The 22,815-nt window shown below is 65.7% G+C and carries 23 protein-coding genes, 1 tRNA gene and 1 other RNA gene; 20 read left to right on the top strand and 5 right to left on the bottom strand.

Annotated features, from left to right (window positions below):
- The first annotated feature begins 17 nt into the window (after positions 1-17).
- Positions 18-1,220: a DUF445 domain-containing protein gene (locus ACE3TJ_RS02245; RefSeq protein ID WP_374593423.1), complete on the top strand. Its 1,203-nt coding sequence runs from the start codon at positions 18-20 to the stop codon at positions 1,218-1,220.
- A gap of 3 nt (positions 1,221-1,223) precedes the next feature.
- On the opposite strand, the gene ACE3TJ_RS02240 is transcribed toward ACE3TJ_RS02245, so the two are convergent.
- A complete protein-coding gene (locus tag ACE3TJ_RS02240; protein WP_374593421.1) occupies positions 1,224-2,429 on the bottom strand; it encodes a pyridoxal phosphate-dependent aminotransferase in 1,206 nt (401 codons plus the stop codon).
- A gap of 38 nt (positions 2,430-2,467) precedes the next feature.
- Positions 2,468-4,225: an aminodeoxychorismate synthase component I gene (pabB, locus tag ACE3TJ_RS02235; RefSeq protein ID WP_374593419.1), complete on the bottom strand. Its 1,758-nt coding sequence runs from the start codon at positions 4,223-4,225 to the stop codon at positions 2,468-2,470.
- A gap of 48 nt (positions 4,226-4,273) precedes the next feature.
- On the opposite strand from pabB, the gene ACE3TJ_RS02230 reads away from it, so the two are divergent.
- The 7 genes from ACE3TJ_RS02230 (at position 4,274) to ACE3TJ_RS02200 (ending at position 10,161) form a co-directional block, all read left to right on the top strand.
- Complete coding sequence (locus ACE3TJ_RS02230) at positions 4,274-6,247, top strand: prolyl oligopeptidase family serine peptidase (RefSeq protein WP_374593417.1); 1,974 nt, start codon at positions 4,274-4,276, stop codon at positions 6,245-6,247.
- A 33-nt stretch (positions 6,248-6,280) separates the two neighbouring features.
- Positions 6,281-6,952, top strand: a complete 672-nt coding sequence (locus tag ACE3TJ_RS02225) for an MBL fold metallo-hydrolase (RefSeq protein ID WP_374593415.1) — start codon at positions 6,281-6,283, stop codon at positions 6,950-6,952.
- A gap of 158 nt (positions 6,953-7,110) precedes the next feature.
- Positions 7,111-7,290: a 50S ribosomal protein L32 gene (rpmF, locus tag ACE3TJ_RS02220; protein WP_184068517.1), complete on the top strand. Its 180-nt coding sequence runs from the start codon at positions 7,111-7,113 to the stop codon at positions 7,288-7,290.
- Positions 7,291-7,320: 30 nt separating this feature from the next.
- Positions 7,321-8,388: a phosphate acyltransferase PlsX gene (gene plsX / locus ACE3TJ_RS02215; RefSeq protein ID WP_374593413.1), complete on the top strand. Its 1,068-nt coding sequence runs from the start codon at positions 7,321-7,323 to the stop codon at positions 8,386-8,388.
- The gene (locus tag ACE3TJ_RS02210; RefSeq protein ID WP_374593410.1) at positions 8,385-9,368 is read left to right on the top strand and encodes a beta-ketoacyl-ACP synthase III; all 984 of its coding nucleotides are present in this window, start codon (positions 8,385-8,387) and stop codon (positions 9,366-9,368) included. Before plsX ends, ACE3TJ_RS02210 begins: the two co-directional genes overlap by 4 nt.
- 62 nt (positions 9,369-9,430) lie before the next feature.
- The gene (locus tag ACE3TJ_RS02205; protein ID WP_293781480.1) at positions 9,431-9,730 is read left to right on the top strand and encodes an integration host factor subunit alpha; all 300 of its coding nucleotides are present in this window, start codon (positions 9,431-9,433) and stop codon (positions 9,728-9,730) included.
- The gene (locus ACE3TJ_RS02200; protein WP_374593408.1) at positions 9,730-10,161 is read left to right on the top strand and encodes a MerR family transcriptional regulator; all 432 of its coding nucleotides are present in this window, start codon (positions 9,730-9,732) and stop codon (positions 10,159-10,161) included. The genes ACE3TJ_RS02205 and ACE3TJ_RS02200 overlap by 1 nt, the downstream gene beginning before the upstream one ends.
- A gap of 6 nt (positions 10,162-10,167) precedes the next feature.
- On the opposite strand, the gene nudC is transcribed toward ACE3TJ_RS02200, so the two are convergent.
- A complete protein-coding gene (nudC, locus tag ACE3TJ_RS02195) occupies positions 10,168-11,067 on the bottom strand; it encodes an NAD(+) diphosphatase (RefSeq protein WP_374593406.1) in 900 nt (299 codons plus the stop codon).
- A gap of 102 nt (positions 11,068-11,169) precedes the next feature.
- Here nudC and ACE3TJ_RS02190 point away from each other — a divergent pair, with 102 nt between their 5' ends.
- The 4 genes from ACE3TJ_RS02190 (at position 11,170) to ACE3TJ_RS02175 (ending at position 15,198) form a co-directional block, all read left to right on the top strand.
- Positions 11,170-12,183: a hypothetical protein gene (locus ACE3TJ_RS02190; RefSeq protein ID WP_374593404.1), complete on the top strand. Its 1,014-nt coding sequence runs from the start codon at positions 11,170-11,172 to the stop codon at positions 12,181-12,183.
- Positions 12,184-13,088: 905 nt separating this feature from the next.
- Positions 13,089-13,186, top strand: an RNA gene (gene ffs / locus ACE3TJ_RS02185) — signal recognition particle sRNA small type.
- Positions 13,187-13,249: 63 nt separating this feature from the next.
- Positions 13,250-14,878, top strand: a complete 1,629-nt coding sequence (locus tag ACE3TJ_RS02180) for a DNA polymerase III subunit gamma/tau (RefSeq protein ID WP_374593402.1) — start codon at positions 13,250-13,252, stop codon at positions 14,876-14,878.
- A complete protein-coding gene (locus ACE3TJ_RS02175; RefSeq protein WP_374593400.1) occupies positions 14,875-15,198 on the top strand; it encodes a YbaB/EbfC family nucleoid-associated protein in 324 nt (107 codons plus the stop codon). Before ACE3TJ_RS02180 ends, ACE3TJ_RS02175 begins: the two co-directional genes overlap by 4 nt.
- Here ACE3TJ_RS02175 and ACE3TJ_RS02170 read toward each other — a convergent pair.
- A complete protein-coding gene (locus ACE3TJ_RS02170) occupies positions 15,182-15,781 on the bottom strand; it encodes a TetR/AcrR family transcriptional regulator (RefSeq protein WP_374593398.1) in 600 nt (199 codons plus the stop codon). The genes ACE3TJ_RS02175 and ACE3TJ_RS02170 overlap by 17 nt on opposite strands.
- A 42-nt stretch (positions 15,782-15,823) precedes the next feature.
- Between ACE3TJ_RS02170 and ACE3TJ_RS02165 the strand changes: the two genes are divergently transcribed.
- Entirely contained in the window at positions 15,824-16,681 is an 858-nt protein-coding gene (locus tag ACE3TJ_RS02165; protein ID WP_374593396.1) for a metal-dependent hydrolase, read from the top strand.
- Here the strand turns inward: ACE3TJ_RS02165 and cutA are convergent.
- Positions 16,678-16,998, bottom strand: coding sequence for a divalent-cation tolerance protein CutA (gene cutA / locus ACE3TJ_RS02160; RefSeq protein ID WP_374593394.1), 321 nt, complete (start codon positions 16,996-16,998; stop codon positions 16,678-16,680). The genes ACE3TJ_RS02165 and cutA overlap by 4 nt on opposite strands.
- Positions 16,999-17,143: 145 nt before the next feature.
- Between cutA and ACE3TJ_RS02155 the strand changes: the two genes are divergently transcribed.
- The 7 genes from ACE3TJ_RS02155 (at position 17,144) to tig (ending at position 22,780) form a co-directional block, all read left to right on the top strand.
- Entirely contained in the window at positions 17,144-17,539 is a 396-nt protein-coding gene (locus ACE3TJ_RS02155; protein WP_374593392.1) for a MerC domain-containing protein, read from the top strand.
- A gap of 7 nt (positions 17,540-17,546) precedes the next feature.
- Positions 17,547-18,008 carry a Fur family transcriptional regulator gene (locus ACE3TJ_RS02150; protein WP_374599277.1) on the top strand — a complete coding sequence of 154 codons (462 nt, stop codon included), beginning with the start codon at positions 17,547-17,549 and terminating at the stop codon, positions 18,006-18,008.
- 70 nt (positions 18,009-18,078) lie between these two features.
- On the top strand, positions 18,079-20,004 hold the full coding sequence (gene dxs, locus ACE3TJ_RS02145; RefSeq protein ID WP_374593390.1) for a 1-deoxy-D-xylulose-5-phosphate synthase: 1,926 nt from the start codon (positions 18,079-18,081) through the stop codon (positions 20,002-20,004).
- A 2-nt stretch (positions 20,005-20,006) separates the two neighbouring features.
- Positions 20,007-20,237 (top strand): toxin-antitoxin system YwqK family antitoxin, encoded by a 231-nt coding sequence (locus tag ACE3TJ_RS02140; protein WP_374593388.1) that lies wholly within the window; start codon positions 20,007-20,009, stop codon positions 20,235-20,237.
- Between the two features lie 6 nt (positions 20,238-20,243).
- The gene (locus tag ACE3TJ_RS02135) at positions 20,244-20,993 is read left to right on the top strand and encodes a TlyA family RNA methyltransferase (protein ID WP_374593386.1); all 750 of its coding nucleotides are present in this window, start codon (positions 20,244-20,246) and stop codon (positions 20,991-20,993) included.
- A gap of 71 nt (positions 20,994-21,064) precedes the next feature.
- Positions 21,065-21,149, top strand: a tRNA-Leu gene (locus ACE3TJ_RS02130).
- A gap of 47 nt (positions 21,150-21,196) precedes the next feature.
- The gene (tig, locus tag ACE3TJ_RS02125; protein ID WP_374593383.1) at positions 21,197-22,780 is read left to right on the top strand and encodes a trigger factor; all 1,584 of its coding nucleotides are present in this window, start codon (positions 21,197-21,199) and stop codon (positions 22,778-22,780) included.
- Positions 22,781-22,815 lie beyond the last annotated feature (35 nt).

Below are 22,815 nucleotides of genomic sequence, written 5' to 3'. Positions count from 1 at the left end.
CCGACCCGGCACGACACATGAAGATCGTGGCGACGGGGATGCTGCTGCTGATGGCGGCGGTGTTCGTGGCGGCGCGCCTGCTCGGCGAAGCCTATGTCTGGGCGCCTTATGTCGAATCCTTCGCCGAGGCGGCGATGGTCGGCGGGCTTGCCGACTGGTTCGCGGTGACGGCGCTGTTCCGCCATCCGCTTGGCCTGCCGATCCCGCACACGGCGATCATCCCGAAGAACAAGGACCGGCTCGGCGACAACCTCGCCACGTTCCTGAAGACGAACTTCCTGAAACCCGCGATCGTCGCGCGCCGGATGCGGGGCGTGGACATGGCGGGCGCCGTCGGCCGCTGGCTCTCAGCGCCGCCCGCCGAAACGCGCCTGAGCGGCAGCATCGGCAAGCTCGGCATCCAGCTCCTCGACGCGCTCGACAACGAGGCGGTCTCGGGCTGGATACGCGGCGCGATCGGCGGCAACCTGCGCCGCTTCGAACTCGCGCCGCTGATGGGCCGCGTGCTCGACCGTTCGATCGACGAGGGGCGTCTGCAGCCGCTCGTCGATTCGGGCATCACGTGGCTCGCGCGCGTGCTTGATCAGAACGAGGGACTGATCCGCGATCTCGTAGAGGCGCGGACAATGTGGCTGCTGCGCCTTGCCTCGCTCGACGAGCGGCTTGCGAACTCGATCATCGAGGCGCTGCGGCGGCTGCTGAACGAGATGTCCGCCGATCCCGAGCACCCGCTGCGCCTGAAAGTGATGGTGGGGCTGAAGGACCTCGCGTTCGACATGCAGTTCGAATCGGAAACGCAGGCGCGCATCGAGACGCTGAAGCTTGAAGTGATCGACAATCCCGAACTCGGCGGTTTCCTCGACGGTATCTGGACGAACGCCAAGGCATCGCTCCGCGCGTCGCTCGCTGACCCCGAGCAGGCGCTTGCCGGGCGTGTCGGGGAGGCCGCGCGGCACATCGGCAAGACCATCGAGAGCGATCCGGCGCTACGCGGCGCGCTCAACAAATACGCGCGGCGCGCGATCGTAGGCGTCGTCGCCGACTACGGCGACGAGCTTGTGCGTATCGTATCGGACACCGTGCGGAGCTGGGACGCCGACACCGTCACCGAGCGTGTCGAGGCTGCGGTGGGCCGCGACCTCCAGTTCATCCGCATCAACGGCACGCTGGTGGGCGGCCTTGTCGGCCTCACCATCCATGCCGTCACCGAGCTTCTGTAGAGCTTACGCTGCCTTGAGGGCCCCGCAGGCACGCTGGATGCGCGTGCAGGCATCTTCCAGAAGCTCGGTCGACGTCGCGTAGGAGATGCGGAACGCGGGCGAGACGCCGAAGGCGCCGCCGTGCACCACCGCCACGCCCTCTGCTTCGAGCAGATAGCTGGCAACGTCCTCATCGTTCGCCAGCACTGCGCCCGAGGGTGTCTTGCGGCCGATGAGGCCTGTGCAGTCCGGATAGACGTAGAAGGCGCCGTCGGGCGTCGCGCACTTGAGGCCGTCCGTCTGGTTCAGCATCGAGACGACGAGATCGCGGCGGCCACGGAAGGTTTCGACGCGGGCCTTCAGGAAGTCCTGCGGGCCGTTCAGCGCCGCCGTCGCCGCCGCCTGCGCGATGGCGCAGGGGTTCGTGGTCGACTGGGACTGGATCTTGGCGATCGCCTTGATGAGCTGCGTGGGGCCGCCCGCGAAGCCGATGCGCCAGCCGGTCATCGAATAGGCCTTCGAGGCGCCGTTCACGGTGAGCGTGCGGTCGTAGAGGTCCGGGCAAACGTCGGCGATGGTCGCGAATTCGATGTCGTAGATGATGTGTTCGTACATATCGTCCGACAGGATCCACACGTGCGGATTGCGGCGCAGCACCTCGCCGAGCGCGGCGATTTCATCGCGCGTGTAGACGGCGCCGGTGGGGTTCGACGGCGAATTGAGGATCAGCCAGCGCGTTTTGGGCGTGATCGCGGCTTCGAGCTGCGCGGGCGTGATCTTGAAGCCCGCTTCGATCCCGGCCGAAATGAACACCGGCTTCGCGCCGCAGAACTGCACGATATCGGGATAAGAGACCCAATAGGGCGCGGGAACGATCACCTCGTCGCCGGGATTGAGCGTGACCAGCAGCGCGTTGAAGATCGTGTGTTTGCCGCCGACGTTCACGGTGACCTGATCGAGACCGTAGTCGAGGTTGTTGTCGCGCTTGAACTTGCCGCGCACGGCTTCCTTGAGCGCATTCGTGCCGTCGACGTTGGTATACTTGTTCTGCCCACCGCGAATGGCGGCAATGGCGGCCTCGGCGACGAAATCCGGCACCGGCATATCAGGCTCGCCCGCGCCGAGACCAATGACGTTCCGCCCTGCCTCTTTAAGCGCTGCGGCCTTCTGCGTGACGACGAGCGTGGGGGAAGGCTGGATGCGCTGGATGGCGTCGGAGAGGAAGGTCATGAAAAGGCTCCGCTTGAGAGGTCGCGGGCCTCTTAGAGTCACTCGCCTGCGGGGGCAACCAGCGCGGCGCGAAAAAGTCCGCGCAATGCATTTCCGAGCAGGAATCCACCATCGAGATCGGCGCGGGAGAGGGACGCCTCACGGGCGCGGCCGGTTTCGAGGAGGTGGCGACGGAGCACGCCCGGAAGGAGGCCGTCCGCCGCAGGGGGTGTCAGCAGCACGCCGTCCCGCTCGACGAACAGGTTGGTGAAGCTGCCCTCGGTGAGCCGGCCGTCGCTGCGTTCGAAGATCACCTCGTCCATGCCGGAGGCGCGGCGGGCGGCGTCGTAGAAGGTGCGGTCGCTCGTCTTGTGCGCGAGGCGGGGATCGCCGGGCGTCACCGGCAGCGGCACGATGGCGGCGCGCGCCGAGGCAGGCGGAGAGGGTGGCGGCGTACAACTCACCGCAGCCGCGCCGCCCGCCGCCAGCACCAGCTTGATGCGTGCGGGCGCTCGGAGCGCGCCGACGGCGGCCTGCAGCAGATTGCGGACCTCGTGCCGATCGAAGCGAAAATCGTGCCACGCGGCGGATTGCTCCAGCCGTTCGAGATGCAGCGGCAGATGGGCAATGCCCTCGTCGGGCGTGAAGCCCATCGTTTCGATGAGGTGGAACGGCCGCCCCGACGCGCTGACGAACGCCATCTTCTCTCCGCACTCGCGCCACTCGGACGCAGCATCGCTATCCGCGACAATGCCCGATCCAATGCCCATTGTCGCGGTTTGGTTCCGAATTTCAATCGTGCGGATCGCGACGTTGAAATGCGCGCCGTCGGGGCCGATGGCGCCGATCGATCCGGTGTAGACCCCGCGCGGTCGCGCCTCGACCGCCTCGATCACCTCCATCGCGCGGATCTTGGGGGCACCGGTGACGGAGCCGCAGGGGAAGAGCGCGGTGAGAACGTTGAAGGCGTCGAGGCCCTCGCGGAGCTGGGCCTCGACCGTCGTCGTCATCTGGTGGACCGTGGGGTAGCGCTCGACCGCGAACGCATTCTTCACCGTTACCGATCCGGCTTCGGCGACGCGCGCGAGGTCGTTGCGGATGAGATCGGTGATCATCAGGTTTTCGGCGCGGTTCTTGGGGTCGGCGGCGAGTGCTGCGGCCATGGCGGCATCGTCTGCGGCAAGCGGACGGCGCGAGGCAGTACCCTTCATCGGGCGCGTTTGCAGCACGTCGCCGGAGAGCGTGAAGAACAGCTCCGGCGAAAAGGACAATATCCATTCGTGCCCCGTGAACACGACCGCACCGTGGCCCATGCGCTGCGCGTGGCGCAGCCGGGCGTAGAGCGCAAGTGGATGGCCTTCGATGGCGAGGCGCGTGGGGAAGGTGAGGTTGGCCTGATAGATGTCTCCCGCCTCGATCAGCGCCTTCACCTCGCCGAGGGCGGCGGCGTAGCGCGCCGCGTCCAGACCAGGTTCCGGCGTCGACACGTGTGCCGAGCGCCCGAGCACGCTGCCCAGCAGCGCGTCCGGGGGCACGAACTGCGGCGCGTCGAAGATGCCGAACCAGACGAGCGGGGTTTCGGTGCGTCGCTCCGGAATGGCGAAAAGGCGCGACTCCAGCGCGTGCCCGGCCTCGTAGGCAAGGAAACCCGCGACGTGGCGACCGGCATCGACGTGATGCTGCAGCGCTGCAAGCGCGGGCCGGACCTCGTCCCGCCGTGTCGCCGTGATAATCTCATGTGCGCCGCTGTAGAGCGTGAGTGGCCGCGTTCCGTCGCCGCGCGCGTCGTCGAGCGCCACGAAGGGCGCGCTCGGCATCACGACACCCGTTGCCGGGAACCCGGCGGAATCGGTAGAGTGGGGAAAGTGAAAAAACGAAGCGTCATGGTCCGGGGGTGGTTCTTAGCAGGTCTTGCCGCGCTTGCCGCAAGCCTTCTCCCGCATGATGCCCGCGCGGCTTCGGTGGAGGCGCCCGCGGCGCTCACGGTGAGCGGCGTTCCCGCCGTGCCCGTGACGCTGATGGAGCAGGCGAAGCCCTATCTCGAATACCGCTCGGCGCGGCTGCTCGGCTGGCATCCGCTGCGCCGCTCGGTGCTGATCGGCGCGCGCCTTGACGACAATCGCCAGCTTTACGAGGTTGCCGTGCCCGGTGCCGCACCGCGCCAGCTCACCTTCGGCGAGGAGCCGGTGATCGCCGGGGAGTTCGCGCCGATTTCGGGCGACGTGACGCTGGCGCTCGCGGACCGGCAGGGCGACGAGCAGTACCAGATCTTCCGCGTCGATGAGGGCCGGATGGTGAGCCTGACCGGTGATGACGGGCGCAACCTCGGCGTCCGCTGGACGGCGGACGGCAAGCGCATCGGCTATTCGACGACGCGCCGCACCGGCCTCGACACCGATCTCCACATCATGGACCCGCGCGATCCCGCGACCGACCGGCTGGTGATGGAAGGGCGGGGCGGCGGCTGGAGTTTTGCCGACTTCTCGGACGACGGGAAACGCGCGCTCCTCTACAACTACATTTCCGTGGCGATCAGCCGCCTGTTCGAGATCAACCTCGAAACGCGCGTGCTCCGGGCGCTGGTCCCGCCAACCGCCGAGCCGTTTGCCTTCGGGTCGGCGCGCTATGCCCCCGGCGGACGCATTTTCGCGGTCACCGATTTCGGCGCGGAACACCGCTATCTGGCCGAGATCGACCGCGTGACGGGCCTGCCGCGCAGGCTCAATCCCGAAACCGGCTGGTCCGTCGAGGATTTTCGCATCGATCCCGAAGGCCGCTTCCTCGCCTACGTGGTGAACGAGAACGGCCTGTCGCGGCTTCGCCTTCTCGATCTCGCGACCGGGCGCCCGCGTGCGGCGCCCCCGCTTCCCGGCGGCATCCTCACGGGGCTGTCGATCGCGCCGTGGGGCGAGGTCGGCTTCTCGCTGACGACCGCATCCTCGCCGGGCGATGTATGGTCGTTCGATCCCGACCGGCTCGAACTCACGCGCTGGACGGAGAGCGGCGCGGACCTGCCGCCGGGTGTCGAGCCCGAGATCGTCACCGTGAAGAGCTTCGACGGACTTCCCGTCTCCGGGCTGCTCTACCGGCCCGATCCGGCGCGCTTCCCGGGGCCGCGACCGCTGGTGATGGTCTTCCACGGCGGGCCGGAGGGGCAGTCCCGCCCCGGGTTTCTCGGGCGCAGCAACCACATGGTGAACGAACTCGGCATCGCGCTGTTCTTCCCGAACGTGCGCGGCTCCACCGGCTACGGCAAGCGCTTCGTCGCACTCGACGACGGGCCGTTTCTCCGTGAAGACGCGGTGCGCGACGTGGGGGCGTTCCTGAAGCGCCTGCGCCATGATCCGGGGATCGACCGGACGCGCATGGCGGTAAGCGGGGCCTCGTACGGCGGTTACATGACGCTCGCCGCGCTGATCCGCTACCCGAAGGACTTCCGCGCCGGTGTCAGCATCGTCGGCATATCGGACTTTGTGACCTTCCTCGAAGGCACCGGCGAATATCGCCGCGACCTCCGCCGCCTCGAATACGGCGACGAGCGCGATCCGGCAGAACGCCGCAAGCTGAAGGCGATTTCACCGCTCACAAAGGTGGACCGTATCCGGGCGCCTCTGCTGGTCGTCACCGGCGCCAACGATCCGCGCGTGCCGCCCTCCGAAGCCGACCAGATCGTTACGGCGCTGCGCGCGCGGGGCGGGACGGCGTGGCACGTCGTCGCGGCGGACGAGGGGCACGGCTTCGAGAAGAGGCCGAACGCCGACTATCAGTTCCTCGCGACTGTGCTGTTCTGGCAACGCTACCTGCTTGGGACGGTACCCGATGCCCTCGCAAGCCGTTGACATTCCGCCCTTGCGGGCCTCAATGCTGCCCACATGACCTCCGACACCCGCCCGCTTGCCGCCGCGATCGTTCCGGTCACGCCGCTGGAGCAGAACTGCACATTGCTCTGGTGCACGCGCACCATGCGCGGCGCGTTCGTCGACCCCGGCGGCGACCTCGATAAGCTGAAGGCGGCGGCGGCGCAGTATGGCGTCACCATCGAAAAGCTGCTCGTGACGCACGGCCATATCGACCACTGCGGGCTCACCGGCGTGCTCGCCGCCGAGCTCGGCGTGCCGATCGAGGGGCCGCATCCCGAAGACAAGTTCTGGATCGATATGGCGAGCAGTGTCGGCCACCAGTACGGAATCACCGGCGCCGCGCCGTTCACGCCCGACCGCTGGCTGAAGGGCGGCGACACGGTGACGGTGGGCGAGCTGACGCTCGACGTCTATCACTGTCCCGGGCACACGCCCGGCCACGTGATCTTCCATCACCCCGAAAGCCGCCTCGCCATCGTCGGCGACGTGCTGTTCCAGGGATCGATCGGCCGCACGGATTTTCCGAAGGGCAACCACCAGGCGCTCATCGATTCCATCCGCACGCAGCTCTGGCCGCTCGGCGACGACACTGCGTTCGTTCCGGGGCACGGTCCGATGTCCACGTTCGGGCAGGAACGGCGATCGAATCCGTTCGTCGCGGATGCGGTTTTGGCGCGCGCCTGATATAGACGAACCGTGCAACAGAAAGCCCACTTGCATCGCGGCGATGAATCGCTATGTTCGCGCGCTCAACCGAATCCGGCGGGTTTCCGGGGCAATTTGCATTGTCCTGAAAGGTCGGCCGGTTCACGAAAATTCACGTTGAAGGTAACAGGTGCCGCATGGCTGTCCCTAAGAGAAAAACCTCGCCGTCGCGGCGGAATATGCGTCGTAGCCATCATGCGCTCAGCGCGACGACGTTCCAGGAATGCTCCAACTGCGGCGAGCTCAAGCTTCCGCACAACGTGTGTGGAGCCTGCGGCTTCTACAACGGCCGAGAGGTTGTCGAAGCCGGCGCCTAAACCGGTGGACAACGCTTTGGGGGGTGTCCGATGACGGCCGTGCCTGTCATCGCGCTTGACGTCATGGGTGGCGACGGCGGTCCGGCAGTGACCATCGCCGCCGCCGAAATCGCACGTACGCGCCACCCCGATATCCGTTTCCGGCTCTATGGCCGCGAGGATGCGATCCGCGCCGAGCTGGCGAAAGCGCCGCTCGTCGCCAGGGACGCGGTCGTCATCCATACCGATGGCGAAATCCTCGGCACCGACAAGCCTAGCCAGGTGCTTCGCCGCGCGCGCCACTCCTCGATGGGTCTTGCCGTCGATGCCGTGAAGGCCGGGGAGGCGCAGGCCGCCGTTTCGGCGGGCAACACCGGCGCGCTGATGGCCATCGCCAAGCTTGGCCTTCGCACCATGCCCGGTATCGACCGGCCCGCACTCGCCGCGCTGCTGCCGACCGCGAAGACCGATTCCGTGATGCTCGACCTCGGCGCCAATGCCGAGTGTGACGCCGAAAACCTCGTCCAGTTCGCCGTGATGGGCGCCGCCTTCGCGCGCACCGTGCTCGGCCTCGCGACGCCGCGTGTCGCGCTGCTCAACATCGGCGAGGAAGACCTCAAGGGCACCGACGAGCTGAAGCACGCCGCGGCGCTGCTCCGCTCCGCGGACCTTCCCATGCAGTTCGCCGGCTTCGTCGAGGGCGACAAGATCGGCAAGGGCGACGTCGACGTCATCGTCAGCGACGGCTTTTCCGGCAACATCGCGCTCAAGACGGCCGAAGGCACCGCGCGCCTCGTCGTCGAGCTTCTCACCCGCGCGTTCAAGAGCAGCATTTTCTCGATGGCAGGGTTCTTCATGTCGCGCGGCGCGCTTCGTTCGCTGCGCAGTCACCTCGATCCCAACGCGCACAACGGCGCGGTTTTCCTCGGGCTCAACGGCCTCGTCGTGAAGAGCCACGGCGGCGCGACCGCGCAGGGTTTCGCGAACGCCATCCGCGTCGCGCACGATCTCGTGGTGGATGACATCGCCCACCGCATCCGCGAGGATCTCGACAATTTCCAGGCGCATCGCGGCGCGCAGAGCGGCGGCGCTCAAAGCGCGATACAGGCCGCGCAATGACGGGCGCTGTCGCACGCACCATCGTCACCGGCACGGGCAGCTATTTGCCCGCGCGGGTGGTTTCCAACGCGGAACTCGCCGAAACCGTCGACACCAGCGACGAGTGGATCATCGAGCGCTCGGGCATCCGCCAGCGCCACATCGCAGCGGATGGCGAGCTGACCTCCGACCTCGCGGTCGCGGCTGCGCGTGCGGCGCTGAAGGCGGCATGGCGCGAGCCTTCGGAAATCGACCTCATCATCGTCGCCACCGCGACGCCCGACCAGACCTTCCCGGCGACGGCCACCACGGTTCAGGAAAAGCTCGGCATCGTCGACTGCGTGGCGTTCGACGTTGCCGCCGTCTGTTCCGGCTTCCTTTACGCGCTCACCGTGGCGGACGCGATGCTGCGCGCCGGGCCGATGCGTCATGCGCTTGTGATCGGCGCGGAGACGTTCAGCCGGCTCCTTGACTGGGAAGACCGCACGACCTGCGTGCTCTTCGGCGACGGCGCGGGCGCAGTGGTGCTCGAACGCTCCGAGGGCAACGGCGATGCCGACGATCGCGGCATCCTTGCGGCGCGGCTCCACGCCGACGGGCGCCACAACAGCCTTCTCTATGTAGACGGCGGCCCGTCCTCGACCGGCACGGTCGGCAAGGTCCGCATGAAGGGCAAGGAAGTGTTCCGCCACGCCGTCACCAACCTCGCCTCGGTGATGACCGAGACGCTGGAGGCGGCGGGCTGCAAGACGGAGGACGTGGCGTGGGTGATCCCGCACCAGGCGAACCTCCGCATCCTTGAAGGCACGGCGAAGAAGCTGGGGCTCGATATCGATCAGGTGGTGATCACGGTCGATCGCCATGCGAACACGTCGGCCGCCTCGGTTCCGCTCGCGCTCGACACCGCGGTGCGCGACGGGCGCATCAAATCCGGCGACCTGCTGGTGCTCGAAGCGATGGGCGGTGGCTTCACGTGGGGCGCCGCCGCGCTGCGCTGGTAGACTCTTCAACAAACTGCGCTATTATACGGGCGTCATTGAAGTTTTCTGCGCTGGAGCGGATCATGGACAAGTCATCGACGTTGACGCGCGCCGAACTCGGTGAAGCGGTGCACAGTGCCATCGGTTTGTCGCGTGCCGAGTCCTCGCAGCTCGTCGAAACCGTGCTCGACAAGGTGTCGGATGCGCTGATCGCGGGCGAGAACGTGAAGATCTCCTCGTTCGGCAGCTTCATCCTGCGCGACAAGAACCGCCGCATCGGCCGCAACCCCAAGACGGGCGAGGAAGTGCCGATCGAGCCGCGCCGCGTGCTCACCTTCCGCCCGAGCCAGATTCTCCGCGAACGCATCAACGAAGGCGCGTGATGGCGGACAAGAGCGCCGACGCTTTCCGCACCATCAGCGAGGTGGCCGAGACGATCGGCGTGCCGCAGCACGTGCTGCGCTTCTGGGAGACGCGCTTTCCGGCGGTGAAGCCGTTGAAGCGTGGTGGCAACCGCCGCTATTATCGCCCTGAAGATGTTGAACTTCTGCGCGCGATCAACCGCCTGCTCTACACGGACGGTTACACGATCAAGGGGGTGCAGAAACTCTTGAAGGACAAGGGGCCGAAAGGCCTGCTTGCCGAGCCGGCACCGGTGATCCCCGTGTCTCCGGCAGTGACGACGCTTCCCGAAGCCGCGCCGCCGGGCGAGCTCTTTGCGCGGCCCGTGCAGCCGACTGCGGTGGACGCTGCGTTCGTCACCTCGCTCCGCGCGATCCGCGACCGGCTGGCCGGGGCGCTGGCGCAGGCCTGAACCGCTTCAGGCCGTCGCCGCCAACCACGTTTCGAGCAGCGTCCTTGCGATCGCCAGCGGCGGCGGCACAGTGAAGCTGCCGTTTCCGGCAAGCGCGGCGACGCACTCGTCCCGCGTCAGCCAGCGCACCTCCTCCATTTCCACCTCGTCGATGCTGATCTCGGTGGAGAGCGCTTCGGCGAAGCAGCCGATCATCAGGCTGGATGGGAAGGGCCACGGCTGGCTGGCCACATAGACCACGCGCCCGGTGAGAATGCCCGCTTCCTCTCGGATTTCGCGGCGCACGGCGTCCTCGAAACACTCGCCCGCCTCGACGAAGCCCGCGAGCGCGGACAGCGAACCCTTCGGAAAGCGTGACTGGCGGCCGAGCAGCACGCGGTCACCATCGATCGCGAGCATGATGACGACGGGGTCGGTGCGCGGGAAATGCTCGGCGCCGCAGCCGCCGCAGTTGCGTCCGTAACCGGCTTTCACCATCTCCGTCGGCGCGCCGCAATTGGCGCAGAAGCCGTGGCGCTGGTGCCAATCGATCAGCGAGCGTGCCTGCGCGATGATCGCGGCCCGGCCATCGTCCATCAGCATCGCGGCGCGGCGCGCATCGACCGGCGTCCCCGACAGCCCCGTCGCACTGGCGGTGACCGCGAAGCGCGGGTTGCCGTCCTCAAGGCCGAGATAAACCTCGACCGCAGCCTCCGGCACTTCGGAACGGCGCAGCCACGCAATATCCGGCCCGTCCTCGTCGAGCAGCGGATTGAGCCCGTCCAGCACCATCCACCGCGCCCCCGGATGCATCCGGGCCGCCCAAAGTGTCTCCGGGCTGCGCTGGATACGGTCGTCCCGCTCGATGGGGGAGCCGATGAGGCCGGTGTGGGCGAGGGGGAAGCGGGGATCGAAGATGTCTGTCATCGGGAGATGACAAAGCACGGCGGGTGGCGGCGCGCAACCGGGGAGTATTCCGAGCCTCGTATCTTCACAGCTTGGAAATTTGGAAGCCTTAGACAGCGAGAAATGAACACGCGTAGAGATATTCTGCTTCGTATGATTGCGCGGGGGACATTGCTTCTCGCTGTGGGTGCGGGGCCATACGACCGCGCTTCAAATGGCCGCGTCCCGGATGCCGACGATATCGCCGCCTGTCGCTTTCTGGCTGCTTTCCAAACCGGCGCAGCGGATCGCGGTGTGTCACCGGTCGCGAATCTCGTTGTTGCCGGAGCGGCCTTTGACACTGACGGCGATGGGGTGGCCGACCGCCTCGGTGTGCAAGATCAAGGTACAGCCCATTTCGAACAGGCGATCGTAATCCGGCATGGCGCAAAACCGGAGGAGCTAGGCGGACCCGGTCAGGACGGTGTTGGCGAGGAGGTGCGCTGGGCGCGCGGCGTGCGTTGGCTGATCCACAACAGGCGCGCCTATACTGTCAGGTTCGCCGGAAACGGCCTCGGATATCCGCTTTATCTTGGTCTCCACAACCTTGATGGCAACGAACATCCCATCTGCCGCTTTCAGCCCAAAGTGGAAAAGCGGCTCGTCGCTGAAAGCCCCGAGGAGCAGGGCATCTGTGACGCGATCGAGGACAATAAAGTCAAGTTTATCGCTCCTGAAAGCGAGCGCAACGATGATTCATCGGGCACATGGCGGGTCGATTTCACGAACGAAGGACGCTCCAGAAAAACACGCATCGCCATGATGGATATCAGTGCGGGCGCCGGTTGTAGCCAGAGAGTTTTTGAGGCAGTCGATCGTCCGGATTCGCCGGCTGCTCGACTTCTCCGTGAAGCACAGGGCAGATTTGGCGCTCCCAACTGCTGGGATGATGATCCGCGCTGGTTTCGTTTTGAAGGCAAAACCTACCTGGAAAGTCGTTCACAGTCTCCGGATGCTCCCCACTTGGAGGATCAGGAAAAGCATACTGTTCACATAATTGAGCGCGGAACAGCGCGCCTCATCTGCCGGGCTTGGTACGATTACGGACCTCCGCAACTCACCGGTATCTGGAATGGTAGCGGCTGGAGAGCACCCTAACGCGTGACGTGGTGCGGAGTGCCTGACCTTGCCCTCCGCGCCGCCCAAAGTGTCTCCGGGCTGCGCTGGATACGGTCGTCCCGCTCGATGGGGGAGCCGATGAGGCCGGTGTGGGCGAGGGGGAAGCGGGGTGCGAAAAGGTCGGTCATCGGGAGGACAAAGCAGGGCGGGTGGCGGCGCGCAACTTGATGTTTCAAGCGGCCGTCGTTTGCTACGGGCAGTGTTTTTGTTGCTTGGAATAACGCTCGGCTGCCTCAATAAAATCAGCCAGTGTGCGGTGTGTTAGCCTCAAAGAAATAGGCACATCACCGAATTTCCTGTTGCGGCCTGCGAAATATCTCAAGGCAGTTCGTGCTGTGCATGGATTGAGCTTGGGGTCTCGTAGAAACAGTCCCGCGATCCTCCCGGTATGATGAGGGAAAAGCTTGATATCTGCGATATTACTCCATGGTGTCGGATCGGGAGACCAGCGATCCCAATAGACCCCGTTGGCGTCAATCTGAATTGAGGGGCCATGGTGCAGAAGCATTCTTGCGAACATATATGCGCAGGCCGCGCCCAAGAAGGTGCTTATTCCACCCAACATAAATCTTGTCGGGGCCTCGCCTATGAGGCTCTTTAGTCCTCGTATTCTCGAAGAGCTTAACTCGGAATCTGAGAACGTTATAGATAATCCTAGAGCGGTCCAGATGAGGGCTAAAATAAGGAAAACGAGAATCTTGTCTTTTCGGTAGTAAGCTTTGAAAGTCACATGGCGCCCCCTTGATTGTCGGATACTGAAACGGAATTTCTAAGATCGGATAAATGCGAAATCGCTATTCAATCTGGCGAAAGCGTGGGCAATGAGAGTGTATCTCTTGAAACCACCTACCCTTGCTTTCCGCATCCGCCCGCGCCATATGCGCGCCGGGAGTCGGGCGGACGGACGCGTCGCCAACCCGGTCAGGTCCGGAAGGAAGCAGCCGTAACGATTTTCGTTCGGGTCGTTCCGGCTCCCACCCTCAATCGACATCGGCGACCCTAAGCGGCCTTGCGCCCCTGCCGCCCAGCGGCCACTTTGCGCGCGATGTCTGAACTGATTCCCGAACCCTACCGCGTCCTTGCGCGCAAATACCGTCCGCAGGGCTTCGACACGCTCATCGGGCAGGATGCGATGGTGAAGACGCTGGCGAACGCCATCGCCAGCGACCGGCTTGCCCACGCCTTCCTGCTGACGGGCGTGCGCGGGGTCGGCAAGACCTCGACCGCGCGGCTGCTTGCAAAGTCATTGAATTGCATCGGGCCGGACGGCACGGGCGGGGCGACGATCAGCCCGTGCGGCGTCTGCGAGCCGTGCGTCGCGATCTCCGAATCCCGGCACATCGACGTGATCGAGATGGACGCCGCCTCGCGCACGGGCGTCGACGACGTGCGAGAGATCATCGAGGCGGCGCGTTATGCGGCGGTTTCGGCACGCTACAAGATCTACATCATCGACGAAGTGCACATGCTGTCGCGCAACGCCTTCAACGCGCTGCTGAAGACGCTCGAAGAACCGCCCAGCCACGTGAAGTTCATCTTCGCGACGACCGAAATCCAGAAGGTGCCGGTGACGGTGCTGTCGCGCTGCCAGCGCTTCGATCTGAAACGCATCCCGACCGAGCTGCTCGCGTCGCACTTCGGCGGCATCGCCGCCAAGGAAGGCGCGGAGATCGAGGGTGAGGCCGTGCAATTGATCGCGCGCGCCGCCGAAGGCTCGGTGCGCGACGGGCTTTCGATCCTCGATCAGGCGCTCGCGCATGGCCACGGCAAGGTGGTGGCCGCGGACGTGCGCGACATGCTCGGCCTTTCCGATCGCGGCCGCACGCGCGAGCTGCTGGCGGCGCTGATCGGCGGGGACGGCAAGGGCGCGCTCGACAACCTCGCCGCGCAATATGCGCTCGGCACCAGCCCCGATGCGCTGTTCGAGGCGCTGCTCGAACTCGTTCACGGCATCACGCGCACGCAGGTGACGGGCGCGCCCGATGCGGCGATGTCCGAGGAGGAACGCGCTGCCGTTTCGGATTGGGCAGGCAGCCTTGGCGCGCCGGTGCTGCACCGGCTGTGGCAGCTTCTCTTGAAGGGCCTCGCGGAAATCCGCAGCGCGCCGATGCCGATGCAGGCGGCGGAGATGGCGCTGCTGCGCATCATCCACGCCTCGACGCTGCCCGATCCGGGCGACCTCGTGCGCCGCCTGCTCGCCGAACCGCGCGGGGAGGGGAGTGCGCCATCCGCGCCGACCGAACTGCGTCCGCCGCCGCCGTCTGCGCCCTCGGCATTCAAAGAGGCGCCGTGTGATTTCAAGGCGTTCGTGAAGATGTTCGAGGACGGGCACGAGTCCGTGCTCGAAACCATCCTTCATGATCGCTGCCAGCTCTTGCGCTATGCGCCGCCGACGATCGAACTCAACGCCGGGGATGCCCCCGCCGACTTCGCCTCGCGGCTCGGTGCGTGCCTGAAGGAATGGACCGGCGAGCGCTGGACGGTGACGCTGACGACCTCACCGGGGATGCCGAGCCTCAAGGCGCAGGCCGAGGCTGAGGCGGCGGCGAAGCGTGCGCGCGTGATGGCCGATCCGGCCGTGCGCGCGGTGTTCGAGGTCTTCCCCGACGCCGAACTCGTCGACTATGAGATCGGCGATACAACCGAAACCGAATCATCGAGGAGCGCGCAGTGAAGAACCTTCAGGACATCATGAAGGCCGCGCAGAACGTGCAGGAAGAGCTGCAGAAAGCGCAGGCGAAGCTCGATACCATCGAGGTGATGGGCGTTGCGGGCGGCGGCCTGGTGAAGGTGCGCGCCAGCGCCAAGGGCCGCATCATCAAGATCGATATCGATCCCTCGCTGCTTGTGCCGGACGACAAGGAAGTGCTGGAAGACCTGCTCGCCGCCGCGTTCAACGATGCGCGCGGGAAGGCGGACGCGGCCTCCAACGAGGAAATGCAGAAGATGCAGTCGGCGCTGCCGCTGCCGCCGGGCTTCAAGCTTCCGTTCTAGTTTCCCGCTTCGCCGCGATCGACGCGCGAAGCTGGTTCGCTGCGATCTCCCGCGCCTTTTCGCGGGGGAGGCCGAGCGCGGCCGCCATCGGCCCGCCGAGGAGCGCGTTGCCGAGCGCGGTGAGCACAAGCGACAGCGTCTGCTCCTCGATCGGAGCGTCGGCCGTGTCGTGGCCTTCGCCGAGCTTGTCGACGAGGCGGTGGATCGCCTCCAGGATCGGGTTCAGCGCGTCTTCGTTCCCGGAAAGCACCATCCAGCTCGCAAGCGCGCCGCCGCCGCGATCGAACGCGTCGAAAGTGAGGTCGACCACCTCGCGCGGGTCACTGCCTTCGGCGCGAGCACGCAGTACGGCCTCGCCGATCTGCGCCGTCACCGACTCCGCGAGCGATTCGATGAGCGCCTTCTGCAGGCCGGCCGCCGATCCGAAGTGGTGCAGCAGGTTCGCGTGCGTGCGCCCGATGCGTCCCGCCACGGCCTTCAGCGTCACGGCCTGCGGCCCGGCTTCGATCAGCAGCGCGCGCGCGGCCTGAACCGCGGCGGCGCGGCTGTCTTCAGGGCTCAGTCGTTTCCGTTGTATTGACATTTGTGTAAGTAAAGCCCATTCTGTGCACCGAGGAGCACTGCAATGACCCGTGAAAAAACGCCTGCGGATCTGACCATCACCCCCCGAGACCGACGCTTTGGGCGAGGGATGACGCAATCACGCTGGTGGATGCGCGGCGATCCGATTGCAACGGCTTTCTACAATGCGCTGTCGGTGACGTTTCCGCGTGGTGAGGCGTTCTTCGTGGAAAGCGTCCGCGCGTTTCGCGATGGCGTGCCGCCCAAGCTGGAGCGCGAGATCAACGCTTTCATCAAGCAGGAGGTGATGCACAGCCGCGAGCACGTGTCGTTCAACAAGCGCGTTGCGGAAGCCGGCTACGAGATCGGACACCTTGAGGACGTCGTCATCGAATCGCTCGAGCTGACGAAGGGGCGTCCGCAGATCCTGAACCTCGCCGTCACCATGGCGCTCGAACACTACACGGCGATCATGGCGCAGCGGATGCTCGGCGACATCGATTACTGGAAGGACGCCGACCCCGAGCTCGTCGCCATGTGGAAGTGGCACGCCATCGAGGAGATCGAGCACAAGGGCGTCGCCTACGACACCTGGCTCCACGCCACGCGCGATTGGTCGCGCTGGCAGCGCTGGCGCGTGAAGACGATCATGATGCTGCTCGTCAGCAAGGAATTCTGGAAGAAGCGCTTCCAGGGGATGCTCTTCCTCCTGAAGCAGGACGGTATCGAAGGGCCGGGCGCCTGGGCGCGCATCCTGTGGTTCTGGTTCGGCCGGCCCGGCGTGGTGCGAAAGCTGATCCCGGCGTGGAGCGCGTTCTTCCTGCCCGGCTTCCACCCGTGGAACCACGACGACCGCAAGCTCATCGCGCTCGCCGACAGCGATTACACGGATGCAGTGATGCCGGGAGCGGTTGCCGCCTAACGTACCTGCGCGCGTACCCACTGCACATAAGGTGCGGGGGCGTGCTCGATCGGCCAGACGGTGACGGCCGGGTTCTCGTATCCGTGCACTTCTGTGAGCCGTTTCGCGAGGATCTCGGCGCAGCCCGCCGTGGTCTTGAAGAGAACGGCGACCTCGTTCGCTTCCTCCACCTTGCCCTGCCAGCGATAGATGGAAAGCGCGGGGCCGAGCACGTTGACACACGCGGCGAGGCGCTCCTCCACCATCTGGCGGCCGAGACGCGTCGCGTTTTCGGCGGTGGCGAAGGTAACATAGACGCTGACGATGCCGCTGCTCATGCCGGTTACCACCCGAATCCTGAATGATGTTGTTGTGCTGGCCCAAACGGGCCAATAGCGCCGCGCTGGTTGACGTTCGGTTGCGGGGAATGGTCAACGTTTAAGTGCTTGCGCATGTGATAATGTTACATTATATCCTCGCGCCATGCAGGACCGCTTCAACCTCTGGATCGACAAGTCGGCGATCGGCCTTTCGGGGCTGTGCCTCCTGCATTGCCTCGCGACGACGCTGGTGATCGCGCTGCTTTCGGTCGGCACGACCGGCTTCTTCCAGCACGACATCCACAAGATCGGCCTCGCGCTCGCGATTCCGCTGGCTGTGATCGGGCTCGGGCGCGGGGTTTTCCGCCACCGGCGCTGGGTGGTCATCGCCCTCGGCTTCGTCGGCATAGGCTTCATGGCGTTCGCGCTGACGATGCAGCACGGCCATGCCGAACTCGGCTTCACCGTGCTCGGCGCGGCGTTCGTCGCATGGGCGCACTGGCTCAACATCCGCTGCCTGCATGGCGGAACTTGCCGCGAAGGCTGCGGATGCCCATAATCGGGGCATGGCGACGCAGCACAAGCATCATGAACCTCACGGCCAGAGTTTGACGTCGGCTGCTGCCGGCGCGCTAACGGCAGCGGGCGAGCAGTGGACCGACATGCGCGCGAGCGTGTTCGCGGCGCTTGCGGATTTTGATCGCCCGGTTTCCGCCTATGACGTCGCGGAGGCGGTTTCGAAGGCGCGCGACAAGCGCGTGGCTGCGAACAGCGTTTACCGCATCCTCGACCTGTTCGTGACGACGAATCTCGCCAAGCGGGTCGAATCGAAGAACGCCTATATCGTCAACGCACATCCGGAATGCGTCCACGACTGCATCTTCCTCGTCTGCGACAGCTGCGGGGGGACGACGCACCTCGACGACGATTCGCTGAGCGAAAGCGTTCGCGAACGTGCGCGTCAGGCCGGTTTCAGGCCGGTGCAGCCCGTGCTGGAAGTCCGCGGAACCTGCGCAAGCTGCGCCTGACCGCCGCACCGCAATCGACAAGACGGCCCTGCAAGGCTAAGAAACAAAGACATTCCACTTGGGGGATTCCTTGACCAACCCGCCGAACACGCCGCTGCTCGACACGGTCAAAGACCCGGCAGACTTACGGAAACTGGCGCCTTCGCAGCTCCGGCAGCTGGCGGGTGAGGTGCGCGCGGAGATGATCGACGCCGTGAGCCAGACGGGCGGCCACCTTGGCGCCGGGCTCGGCGTCGTCGAGCTGACCGTGGCGCTCCACTATGTGTTCGATACGCCGCGCGACCGGTTGATCTGGGACGTTGGGCACCAGGCCTATCCGCACAAGATCCTCACCGGCCGTCGCGACCGGATGCGCACGATCCGACAGGGCGGCGGGCTTTCGGGCTTCACCAAGCGCGGCGAGAGCGAATACGATCCGTTCGGCGCGGCGCACAGCTCGACCTCGATCTCCGCCGCGCTCGGCTTCGCGGTCGCGAACAAGCTTTCGGGTGCGCCGGGCAAGGCGATCGCGGTGATCGGCGACGGCGCCATGTCAGCCGGCATGGCCTATGAGGCGATGAACAACGCCGAGGCCGCAGGCAACCGGCTCATCGTCATCCTCAACGACAACGACATGTCGATCGCGCCGCCGGTGGGCGGACTTTCCGCCTATCTCGCGCGCCTCATTTCCAGCCGCGAGTTCCTTGGCCTGCGCGATCTTGCGAAGCGGCTCGCGCGCAAGATGCCGCGCCCGCTGCACTCCGGCCTCCGCAAGGCGGACGAGTTCGCGCGCGGCATGGCGACGGGCGGGACGCTCTTCGAGGAGCTGGGCTTCTACTATGTGGGGCCGGTCGACGGGCACAATCTCGATCACCTGCTGCCGGTGCTCGAAAACGTGCGCGATGCGGCCGAAGGCCCATGCCTGATCCATGTCGTGACGAAGAAGGGCAAAGGGTACGCGCCTGCCGAAGCCTCGGCGGACAAGTACCACGGCGTCACCAAATTCGACGTGATCACCGGTGCGATGGCGCCGGCGAAGGCGGGGCCGCCGAGCTACACGGGTGTGTTCGCCAAGGCGCTGATCGCGGAAGCCGAGCGGGACGACAAGATTGTTGCGATCACGGCGGCGATGCCCTCGGGCACCGGCCTCGACAAGTTTCAGCAGACATTCCCGAACCGCAGCTTCGACGTGGGCATTGCGGAGCAGCACGCCGTCACCTTCGCGGCTGGCCTTGCCGCGCAGGGCTACCGCCCGTTCTGCGCGATCTATTCGACCTTCCTGCAGCGCGCCTACGATCAGGTCGTGCACGACGTCGCGATCCAGAATCTGCCCGTACGCTTCGCGATCGACCGCGCAGGCCTCGTGGGTGCGGACGGGAGCACGCACGCGGGCTCCTTCGACGTCACCTATCTCGCCACGCTGCCCAACATGGTGGTGATGGCGGCGGCGGACGAGGTCGAACTCGTCCACATGGTGCACACGGCGGCGCTTCACGACGATGGTCCGATCGCGTTCCGCTATCCGCGCGGCAGCGGTGTCGGCCTCGCTCTTCCCGAAACGCCCGAGCGGCTGGAGATCGGCAAGGGTCGCGTGGTTCGCGAAGGCCGCAAGGTCGCGATCCTCTCGCTCGGCACCCGTCTCGGCGAGGCGCTGAAGGCGGCCGACGAGCTGGACGCCAAGGGGCTCTCGACGACAGTCGCCGACCTCCGCTTCGCAAAGCCGCTCGATGACGCGCTGATCCGCAAGCTTGCCGCCACGCACGAGGTTGTTGTGACGGTGGAAGAGGGCGCGATCGGCGGTCTCGGCGCGCATGTGCTGACGATGGCGTCGGACACCGGCCTTCTCGACGCAGGCCTCAAGATTCGCACCATGCGCCTGCCGGATGTGTTCCAGGAGCAGGACAGCCCCGAGAAGCAATACGCCGAGGCAGGCCTCGACGCGGTGGGCATCGTGAAGACCGTACTCGCGGCACTCCGCCACAACAGCGCGAACGTAACCGAGGGCGCGCGGGCCTGACAGTGCCCTCGGAGCCTGTTTCGTTCGTCAAGCACCACAAGGATGGCAGCCTCTGGGCGCGCGGACAGATGCTGGACGGTCAGATGACCGGCTTTTGGGAGTGGTTCCGCAAAGACGGCACGAAGCTACGCTCGGGCTGGTTCGAGAACGGAGAGCAGTGCGGCGAGTGGACGACCTTTGACAAGGCCGGAATGCCTCACAAGACGACGCTGATCCGGCCCAAGGCGCGTTGAGATCGTATGCCCAAAACCCGCATTGATCAGCTTCTTGTTGCGCGCGGGCTCGTGGAGAGCCGGGCGAAGGCGCAGGCGCTTGTCATGGCGGGGCTGGTGTTCGTGGGCGAACGCAAGGTTGCCAAGGCGGGTGAGATGGTGGCCGACGACGCGGCGCTCGCTGTGCGGGGCAAGGATCATCCGTGGGTGTCGCGCGGCGGGCTCAAGCTGGAAAAGGGCCTCGACTATTTCGCGATCGATCCCACGGGGCTGATTGCGATGGATGTGGGCTCCTCAACCGGGGGCTTTACCGATGTGCTGCTCACACGCGGTGCGGCGCGCGTCTATGCGGTCGATGTGGGCACCAACCAGCTGGCGTGGAAGCTGCGGCAGGATCCGCGCGTCATCGTTCTGGAAAAGACCAACGCGCGGCATCTGACGGCGGAGCAGATTCCCGAGAGCATCGACATCATCGTTTGTGATGCCAGCTTCATCGGCCTCGCCAAGGTGCTGGACACACCGCTGAAATTTGCGGGCGCAGGCGCGCGGCTCGTCGCGCTCATCAAGCCGCAGTTCGAGGCGGGGCCGGCGGAGGTCGGGAAGGGCGGCGTCGTGCGCGATCCCGCGGTACATGCCCGTGTCTGCGCCGAGGTGGAGGCGTGGCTCGCGGCGCTGCCCGGCTGGCGTGTGTTCGGGATCACAGAAAGCCCGATCAAGGGCCCCGAAGGCAACATCGAGTTCCTGATCGGCGCGGTGCGCGAAGCCCCCGTCTCCTAAGCCTTGCCACCTTGTGCGGGCGTGCGTATAGACCGCCGCCAAAGCCGCCGGGGTCACCCCTTGGTGGACCTGCGGGCGTGGCGAAACTGGTAGACGCGCCAGATTTAGGTTCTGGTGTCGAAAGACGTGGGGGTTCGAGTCCCTTCGCCCGCACCAGACTTTGGTCAAATACTTGGGTTCTTGAACGAAAGCCGACGGACGAAATGCAGATTGCCGAGAAGACGAACGAAGGCCTGAAGCGCCAGTACGAAGTGACGATCCCGGCGAAGGATCTCGAATCGCGCATCGACGCCCAGATCACGCAGGTCTCCGGCCAGATTCGTATGCCCGGCTTCCGCCCCGGCAAGGTTCCGAAGAACCTCGTGAAGAAGATGCACGGCGAAGCGATGCACGGCGATGCGCTGAACAGCGCCGTTCAGGAAGGCGTGCAGAAGCTCGTTGCGGACAAGAAGCTGCGCCCGGCCATGCAGCCGTCGGTTGCGCTCGCTGACGACTACGCGCAGGGCAAGGACGTCGTGTTCACGGTCGAGCTTGAAGTGCTCCCGGAAATCACGTCGGTGAACATCGAGGGCATCGCGCTCGAAAAGCTCGTCGTCGAGCCGAGCGATGCCGAGATCGAAGATGCGCTGAAGCGCTTCGCCGACCAGCAGAAGCGTTTCGAAGCCGCGCCAAAGACCTACAAGGCGCAGCAGGGCGACGTCGTCGTCATGGACTTTGTCGGCTCGGTCGAAGGCGAGGAGTTCGAAGGCGGCAAGGGCGAGGGGATGCAGATCGAGATCGGCTCCGGCCGCCTCATCCCCGGCTTCGAGGACCAGCTCGTCGGCGCCAAGGCGAACGACAAGGTGAAGGTCGAAGTGAGCTTCCCGGAAGACTACAACGTCGCCTACCTCAAGGGTAAGCCCGCGGTGTTCGACGTGCTCGTCACCGAAGTGCGCCAGCCGCAGGAAGCCGCGATCGACGACACGCTCGCGACCAATCTCGGCCTCGAGAGCCTCGACAAGCTCAAGGAAATCCTGAAGGACCAGATTTCCGGCGAGCTGCAGGGCATGACCCGCACGCACTTGAAGCGCAAGCTGCTCGATCACCTCGCGGCGAACCACGATTTCGACGTGCCGCCGACGATGGTCGAGGCCGAGTTCGGCCAGATCTGGGCGCAGCTGGAGCACGAGGCGAGCCACGAGGCGGACCCCGCCGCCGCGGTCGCCGAGCTTGAGAAAGACAAGGACGAGTATCGCCGCATCGCCGAGCGCCGCGTGCGTCTTGGCCTGCTCCTCTCCGAAATCGGTCAGAAGGAAGGCGTGAACGTCACGCAGGCCGAGATGAACCGCCTGATTGGTCAGGAAGCCGCGCGCTATCCGGGCCAGCAGCAGCAGGTCGTCAAGTATTTCCAGGAGAACGCCATGGCCGCCGCGCAGCTCCGCGCGCCGCTCTATGAGGACAAGGTCGTCGACGTGCTTCTCGGCAAGGCCGAGCTGACCGAGCGCAGCGTCAGCCGCGAGGACCTTCAGCAGGCGATCGAGGACGACGACGAGACGCCGACCGGCCACGTCCACGGCCCGGGCTGCGGCCATGACCATCACGACCACGATCATGCGGATGGGGAGGGCAAGCCTAAAAAGGCTGCCAAGAAGACGGCGAAGGCGGATGACGCCGCGCCGAAAGAAGATGCGGTGAAGGCCGAAAAGAAGCCCGCCGCCAAGAAAACGGCTGCAAAGGCGGAAGCCGATGCGGAACCGGAAAAAAAGCCAGCGAAAAAGGCCCCGGCCAAGAAAGCCGCGAAGGCCTGAACCGAGCGAACTGATGCCGGGGGGCGGCCATGCCG

The sequence above is a fragment of the Sphingosinicella sp. genome, from assembly GCF_041916975.1.
GTDB lineage: Bacteria > Pseudomonadota > Alphaproteobacteria > Sphingomonadales > Sphingomonadaceae > Sphingosinicella.
Note: the sequence above shows the minus strand (reverse complement) of the source record. Positions and strands in the feature narration are given on the sequence as shown.